General features: G+C 72.6%; 5 protein-coding genes. 3 read left to right on the top strand and 2 right to left on the bottom strand.

Features of this window, described 5'->3' with window-relative positions; genetic code table 11:
* Nucleotides 1–20 precede the first annotated feature (20 nt).
* Both RZ84_RS22065 and RZ84_RS22070 read left to right on the top strand, forming a co-directional pair.
* Nucleotides 21–869: a helix-turn-helix domain-containing protein gene (locus tag RZ84_RS22065; protein WP_043265737.1), complete on the top strand. Its 849-nt coding sequence runs from the start codon at nt 21–23 to the stop codon at nt 867–869.
* 458 nt (nt 870–1327) lie between these two features.
* Nucleotides 1328–1768 (top strand): hypothetical protein, encoded by a 441-nt coding sequence (locus tag RZ84_RS22070; protein ID WP_043265738.1) that lies wholly within the window; start codon nt 1328–1330, stop codon nt 1766–1768.
* A 55-nt stretch (nt 1769–1823) separates the two neighbouring features.
* On the opposite strand, the gene RZ84_RS22075 is transcribed toward RZ84_RS22070, so the two are convergent.
* Complete coding sequence (locus RZ84_RS22075) at nt 1824–2570, bottom strand: BPL-N domain-containing protein (RefSeq protein ID WP_043265739.1); 747 nt, start codon at nt 2568–2570, stop codon at nt 1824–1826.
* Nucleotides 2571–2576: 6 nt separating this feature from the next.
* Nucleotides 2577–6854, bottom strand: a complete 4278-nt coding sequence (locus RZ84_RS22080; RefSeq protein WP_052230086.1) for a Pls/PosA family non-ribosomal peptide synthetase — start codon at nt 6852–6854, stop codon at nt 2577–2579.
* A gap of 256 nt (nt 6855–7110) precedes the next feature.
* Here RZ84_RS22080 and RZ84_RS22085 point away from each other — a divergent pair, with 256 nt between their 5' ends.
* Nucleotides 7111–7392 (top strand): hypothetical protein, encoded by a 282-nt coding sequence (locus RZ84_RS22085; protein WP_043265740.1) that lies wholly within the window; start codon nt 7111–7113, stop codon nt 7390–7392.
* Nucleotides 7393–7422: the final 30 nt, after the last annotated feature.

Consider the following 7422-nt stretch of genomic DNA (forward strand, 5'->3'; position numbering starts at 1 on the left):
GGAGTGCCGAGAGCTAGCTCATGTCCGCGTCCCCCTCGTCCAGAGCCCAGGCAGCACGTGAGGTCATCGCCGCCCGACTTCGGGACCTCCGTGTAGAGGCGGAACTTACCGGACACGAGTTGGCTCGCCGGTGCGGCTGGAGCCCTGCCAAATCATCACGGATCGAGAACGGCAAGACACCACCGTCCGACGCCGACATTCGAGCCTGGTGCGCGGCATGTGGCGCACAGGAGCACGCCGCGGATCTCGTCGCGGCGAACCGCCAGGCCGATCAGATGTACGTGCACTGGAAGAAGCTCCACAGGCACGGGATGCGCAGGGCTCAAGAGGAGGTGGTGCCCCTCTACAAGAGCACCCGGAACTTTCGCGTGTACTGCTCGAACGTCGTGCCCGGCATGCTTCAAACCGAGGCATACGCATCCGCCCTGCTGTCGACCATCGCCACTTTCCAGGGGACGCCGGATGACTCACCTGAAGCCGCTGCATCCCGCGTCGAGCGCTCCAACGTCATTCACGAAGGCGGTCACACGTTCGCGCTCCTCATGGAGGAAACCGTTCTTCGTTATCGCATCGGCGACGCTGACACGATGGCCGGCCAACTGGGCTATCTCCTGGCTGTGATGGCGCTGCCGAACGTCAGCCTCGGGATCGTCCCGTTCACGGCCCAACGCCGCGTCTGGCCGTTGGAGGCGTTCTACCTGTTCGATGATCAGCGGGTGAGCGTCGAACTGCTGACTGCCGAAGTGAATGTCTCGGCCCCGAGCGAGATCGCGGTCTACAACAAGGCGTTTTCCCAACTGGCGGAGACCGCGGTGTACGGAGCGGAAGCCCGCGTCCTCATCACGGAGGCGATTACCTCGCTCAGGTAATCCGCGTGCAAGCTCGTGCAAGAACGTGGCTCGGCCTGTAGCGGCGCTCCTACGGTCATTGCATTGACCGATCCGGCCGGGGAGGCATTACCAGCCATGACCAATCCAGTCAGGTACTCACAGAAGCCTGTCGAACTGCCCTTGGACTCCTGGCTGTTGGAGGGCGATCCCGTCCCCGGCTGCAAGGTGTGTACCGCCCTGGGCCTCCAGAGGGGCCAGGCGCGGAAACAGAACGACTGGGCGGCGGCGTGCGCTGCTGCTCGGGAAATCAGGAACCACGGCCATGGGCACGGTGGGGCCGCATGACTATCGCCGAGGTGCCCCCATGCCCGTTCCCTTGTGCCATCTGCCGGGCCAAAGGACGTCAGAGCCCTACATAGACGCCCTCCCCGGCCGCCGACCCGCCGGCGTCCGGCCCTCATCCCGCCGGACGCCGACCATCCCCCAGGAGCTCCTCCATGCCGGAAACCGCGCACAAGGGCACAGGCAGGGTTACCGCGTTCTCGATGTTCGGCCCGGTGTTCGGCTACGCGTCGAGTCTCGTGGACGAGCAACAGATCGCGTACGTCGGACCGGTGACGCCCGGCGTCCAGTGGTCGAAGCTCTGGCAGATGGCGGCTCGATGCTGCCGTGGGTCGGCGCAGGAGCGGGAGCACGCGCAGTGGATCGTCACCCAGGCGACGCGCGCCTTCGTCATGCGTGCAGACCTCGTCGCGCAACTGCCCGATGCCGATTGGTATATGGATCGGTATACGGAGGGCGGTGGGTGCCGGATCGATGTCGGTGGCTGGTCGAACCACGATGCCCTGATCACGGGGAACATGACCGTGCCCGACCTCACGCCCGAGCAGGTCTCGATGAAGCACACCTACTACCCCGGCTACTTCGAAGACGACTGAGGCATGCCGCGCCGCCCACCGGACTTTCAACGTGACGGCACGGCACGGCATTTGGTCAGGACAACAGCTCGTCCACCAAGTCCGCCCCCAGGTCCTGGGTCCGGTGGACCGGGAGGCCCTCGTCGAGGAACCAGTCGTCGGTGGCCTCGGGATGGGGGCCGACCACGCCTACCTTGCCGGCGCCGTACGGGGCGACGAGGGCGGCGATGGTGCCGTTCGGGTAGGTGGCGAGGACGGTGGCGTCGGCGCCGGGGTCGAGGATGAAGTGCGGGCCGTCCTGGAAGAAGACGGTGCGGGGGACGCCGCGCCACCGCGTCTCCACCACGGTGTCGCGGTCGTGGTCGACGGTGGCGCCCGGCGTGACGATGTACTGGTCGGTGTCGCCGGGGAGCAGATCGAAGCCCGGGTCGTCCCCGGCCAGGTAGCCGCCGAGGCAGAAGCCGAGGTAGCGGCCGCCGCCGTGGACGTAGGCGCGGATCTCGTCGGCGTGCTTCTTCATGCGGCGGTAGGCGGGGGAGAGGGAGCCGCCGCCGGGCTGGGCGTAGACATGGGCGTGGGCCAGGGTTTCGGCGGAGAGCGGGATCTCCTCGTGCGGGCCGGTGTAGCGGACGTCGAGATTCCAGGGGCCGGAGCCGAGGAGCGAGGCGACCGCCTCGGAGCAGCCGGCGGGCCGGGCGGCCGGGCCCCGGTAGACGAGGGCCAGGGGGCGTCCGGTGGGCCCGGGGAGCGGCGCGCTGCCGGGCTCTTCGCGGGCGCCGAGGGCGCGGCGGAGCGAGTCGAGGAAGCCGGTGGCTGGTGGCATGGGTTCTCACCGTGAGTGGCTGTCGGGGCGGGGGGTCAGCTGGGGCGGGGTCGGGTGGTCCGCCGGCCGGAGGGCCAGGCCCTGGGCCGGGATACCGCGCCATGCCGTGCCGGGGGTGAGGTACTCGCCCTTCATCACCAGCGAGAGCGCGTCGAGCCAGACGCCCTCGCCGACCACGCCGTCGTACAGCACGATCGCCCGGGTGCCGACGGTGGCGCCGGCCCGCACGGTGACCTTCGACATCTTCATGACCCGGTCTTCGAACAGATGCGTCTGCAAGCTTACGCCCGCGCCGATCGCCGCGTCGTCGCCGACGTCGACCAGGTCGAACTCGGTGAGGAAGGTGGTGGCGATCCAGGTGCGCCGGCCGATCCGGGCCCCGAACAGGCGCAGCAGGGGCGGCAGGAACGGGGTTCCGGCGAGCGCGGCGGCGCCGGCCGGGACGGCGGCTGCCTCGTAGAGGCCGGTGACGAACTCGGTACGGCGGACGAACAGGCTCCAGAGGGGTTCCACGCGCGGCCGGTAGGTGCCGATGACGAGCCATTTGACGACCGCGCAGCAGGCGACGACCGCCAGGCCGGCGCCCATGAGGAGGACCGGGGCGAGGACCACCGGCAGGGCCGGGCCCGGACGGTGGGCGATGCCGGAGAGGGTCAGGAAGTAGAGGAAGGCGATGGTGCCGAGGAGGGACGCGGGCATCGTGGCGCGGAAGTACTCGATGGCCAGCCGCAGGCGGACCGCCCTGCGGGTCGGGCGGAAGGTCAGCTCCTCGGGGAAGTCGCCGCTGCTCTGGCGCAGCGGCAGCAGCATCGCGGGGGAGCCGAGCCAGGAGGTGCCGGCCGGCACGTCGTCCTGGGGCGGGACGGTGCCGACGCCGATCAGGGAGCCGGGCTCGGTCCGCGTCCCGGCCGGCAGGCAGGCCGCGTTGCCGACGAACGCGCGGTGTCCCACCACGGTCGGCCGGGTGATGAAGTGCCCGCCCGCGAAGGCGGCCGTCCCGACGCCCGCCATGTCGGCCACGAAACTCCCCTCGCCGAGGGTCAGCAGATCCGGGTCGAGATGCGCGGCCGTGGAGACCTCGGAACCGCGGCCGATCCGCGCGCCGAGCAGCCGCAGCCAGGGGACCGTGTAGAGGGTGGCGTAAAGGGAGTTGGTGGCGATCAGGCTGAATTCCAGCAGCTTGTCGATGAGCCATTTACGGATGCCCAGGGCGCTGCGGACGGGGTGGCTGCCGACCGGCGTGCGGGGCAGGACCAGGCGCTTGGACAGGGCGATCGCGGCGCAGACGGTGAGCACGTACAGCGGGCCGCCGAGGAAGAAGACGATCAGCGTGGCGGGCAGGCTGCCCCAGGCCAGCCAGCTGAACCAGGCCAGGGCGGTGGACGGCAGCAGCACGGCGAGGGTGAGGACTTCGAGGAAGCCGAGCCCGAGCAGCGCGGCGGCGAGCCGGCGCGGTCGCCGGGGCTCGGCCGGCTGCCGGCAGGCGGGGCGCAGCATCTCCTCCACTTGGGGCGCCAGGGTCGCCACCGGCGATGCCGGCGAGCCGGCCCACCGCGTCCCGGCGGGCACCACCTCGCCCTGGCCGATCACCGACTGCTCGGCCAGCCCCGATCCGGCCTCCATACGGGCGCCCGGTTCCAGGACCGCATGGGCTCCTACGTACGCCCGCGGGCCGATCTCCACCGGGGCGACGGTCACCCAGCCGTCCGCCACTTCCCAGGCACGCAGTGCGACGCCGTAGCCGACCGAGGCGTCCGCGCCCACGCTGAGCAGGGACGGCAGCGGGACGGTGTTGGTGGCGATGGTCGTCCGCGGTCCGATGCGGGCGCCGAGCAGCCGGAGATAGCCGCCCATGAAGGGGGAGCCGCTCAGCTCGCGCAGCGGGCTGACGCTCACCACCAGGCCGAGCGCCCAGAGGCGGAGGTAGGTCGTGCCCCAGAGGGGGTAGCGGCCGGGGCGGATGCCGGCGGCGAGGGGGCGGGCGAGGACCACCGGTACGAGCCAGCGGACGGCGAGGTAGCTGATCAGGAAGGCCACCACGGGCGCGACCGGCACCGACCGGAAGGTGAACGCGCCGTCCCGCCAGGCGAAGGCGACGGCGAGGGGGAGGGTGAAGAGGGAGAGGACCAGGTAGAGGGCGCCGGCCTGGACCAGGCCGGCGGCGGCTATCCGGCCGCTGCCGTGGCGGAGCGGACGCGGGCGGGACGGCGGGGCCTTGTGCAGCGGGTGCCCGTTGGCCGTGCCGCCCATGTCGCAGAGGCCGGCCGTACCGCCGGAACTGCCGGTGCTCTCCAGACTGTTGACGCTCGATGGGCCGGCGATGCCGGCCGCGGTGGCCAGGCGCCCCGCGAGGCGCCGTACGGTCGGGTTCGCGTAGAGGTCGCGCAGCGCCGGGCCGGTGCCGGTCCCGATGCCGCGGCTGCGCAGCAGCGAGACGACCTGGGCGGCGAGCAGCGAGTGCCCGCCGAGTTCGGCGAAGAAGTCCGCCTCGGCCGACAGGGTCTCCGGCGGGACCCCGAACACCTCGGCCCAGACGTCCCGTACCCGGGTCTCCCACTCCCCTTCGGGAGCGATGATCCGGCCGCCCCCGGTCAGCCGGCGGCCGGTCGGCACGGGCAGCCGCTTGCGGTCCACCTTGCCGCTCGGCATGGCGGGCAGCCGCGGCACGAAGTCCAGAAAGGGCGGGACCATATAGGCGGGCAGCCGGTGCCGCAGGCGCTGGTGGAGCCGGGCGACCAGGGCGTCCCCGTCGCGGTCGTGGTCACCGCCGCCCGCCGCGCGGACGACGTAAGCGGACAGCTCCCGGCGGTCCCCGTTCCCGTTCCCCTTCCCGTCGCCGGTGTCGGTGCCGCTCAGGTCGGGCATCGCGACCAGCGCGGTGGCGGCCTCGGCCACGCCGGGGTCCTCCAGCAGCACGTTGTCGATCTCGCCGAGGTCGATGCGGTAGCCGCGGACCTTCACCTCGTCGTCGGCCCGCCCCAGGTACGCGATCTCGCCGTCCGGGGTGATCCGGCCGAGGTCCCCGGTGCGGTAGAGCCGGCTGCCCTCAGGGGCCAGCGGATGCGCGATGAAGCGGTCCGCGGTCAGCTCCGGCTGTCCTACATAGCCGGCCGCGACGCCGGGACCGCCGACGCAGATCTCGCCGACCGCCCCGTCGGGCACCGCCCGCCGCTGCTCGTCGAGCAGCACCACCGTGTACGTGGGCAGCGGCCTGCCGATGGTGACCGGCCGGCCCGGCCGCAGTTCCGCCATGGTCGCGGTGACGGTGGTCTCGGTGGGCCCGTAGGTGTTGAGGATGCGGCGCCCCGGCCGGCTCCACCGCTCGACGAGCTGGGCCGGGCAGGCCTCGCCGCCGACCATGATGCTGCGGATCCGCGGCAGTTCCCGGGGGATGGTCGCCAGCAGCGTCGGCACGCAGTACAGCACGGTGACCGCGCGCTCCTCCAGGGTGTCGGCGAGCTCGGCGCCGAAGCGCCCGGAGCCGGAGTCGAAAGCGGAGTCGGCGCCGGGGTCGGTGCCGTCCGGCCCCGCGACGAGGGCGGCGCCCACCGCCCAGGTCGGCCAGATCTCCTCGATGGAGAAGTCGAAGGAGATGGTCATGCCCTGGTAGACCCGGTCCTCCGGCCGTACGTCGTAGAGGTCCGGGACGATGCGGAGGAAGTTGCAGATGCTGGAGTGGGCGATCGCCACGCCCTTGGGGCGCCCGCTGGATCCCGAGGTGTACATGATGTAGGCGAGCGGGTCGCCGGGGGCCGTCCGGATCGCCGGGTCGGCGGGTGCCGCGGGCTCCCGGGGCACGGCCGGGTCCGGCCGGGTCGTCGGCAGGGCCGCCGGCGCGTCGCCGCCCGCGTCCCCGTCCGCACCGCCGTCCGCACCGCCGTCCGCGTCGAGCCGGACCACCCGCGTCCGCCCCCCGAGGCCGGTCAGCCCCGCCGCGGTCCGCGCGGTGGTCAGCACCGCGTCCGCCCCGGCGTCCGCCGCGATGAAGGCGACCCGGTCCGCCGGCGCCGCCGGGTCGATCGGTACGAAGGCCGCGTCCGCCTTGCCCACCCCGAGCAGCGCCGCGTACATGTCCACCGACCGCGGCACCAGGATCGCCACCCGCGCCCCCGGGCCGATGCCGAGACCGCGGAGCCGGTGCGCGATCTGGTTGGCGCGCGCGTCGAGTTCGGCGTACGTCAGGGTGCGCCGCCCGCACTCCAGCGCGGTCGCCGAGGGCATGCGGTCACAGGTGGACTCGAAGACGTGATGCAGTCGCGTCACGCCCTGACTGGTCGTGGCCATGCCTCCATCGCAGCGCCGATCACCCGTGATCGCATTTCCGCTCCGGGCCGCCGCGGGCCGCCGCGTGGGGTGTCCGGAGGCGCAGGCGGGCGGCGGACGATCGCCCGGTGCCGCCGCGGCCCGTTCCGCGCCGCCTCCGCGGCCGGTGCGACCCGCACGGAGCCGGTCCGTACATCCGTGGCAGCGGCCTCACCCGATCGGATGGTGCGCCACGTGGCGCACCGCCGGACCGGGGCCGGCGGCCCAACCTAGGACCATGCCGCTGCCGCCGCCGAAGTGCCCCACCCCCGACTGCGACGACCCGTTGTGGAAGGACACCACGACCACCGAACTGCACTGGGACAACTGGCGGTGGTGGTGCCACCGCTGCGACAAGAAGTGGTACCCGACCCGCGAGCAGATCGAGGAGTTCCGGCACGCGGTCGGTGCCGGGATCGCCGCCGGTGCCGGGATCGCGGTGGGGGCCGGTGCCGGGGCGGGTGCGCGGAGACCGGCGCACGCCGTCGCGCCCCGGGATCCGCGGGCGCACCTCGCCTGACCGGCGGGCCGCCCCCCCCCCCGCCCCCCC

This window comes from Streptomyces sp. CT34, assembly GCF_000805335.1.
Lineage (GTDB): Bacteria > Actinomycetota > Actinomycetes > Streptomycetales > Streptomycetaceae > Streptomyces.

What these genes read in the sequence shown, in the direction of transcription:
- RZ84_RS22065 (WP_043265737.1), top strand. Translation starts at nt 21, where the DNA reads ATGTCCGCGTCCCCCTCGTCCAGAGCCCAGGCAGCACGTGAGGTCATC.
- RZ84_RS22070 (WP_043265738.1), top strand. Translation starts at nt 1,328, where the DNA reads ATGCCGGAAACCGCGCACAAGGGCACAGGCAGGGTTACCGCGTTCTCG.
- RZ84_RS22075 (WP_043265739.1), bottom strand. Translation starts at nt 2,570, where the DNA reads ATGCCACCAGCCACCGGCTTCCTCGACTCGCTCCGCCGCGCCCTCGGC.
- RZ84_RS22080 (WP_052230086.1), bottom strand. Translation starts at nt 6,854, where the DNA reads ATGGCCACGACCAGTCAGGGCGTGACGCGACTGCATCACGTCTTCGAG.
- RZ84_RS22085 (WP_043265740.1), top strand. Translation starts at nt 7,111, where the DNA reads ATGCCGCTGCCGCCGCCGAAGTGCCCCACCCCCGACTGCGACGACCCG.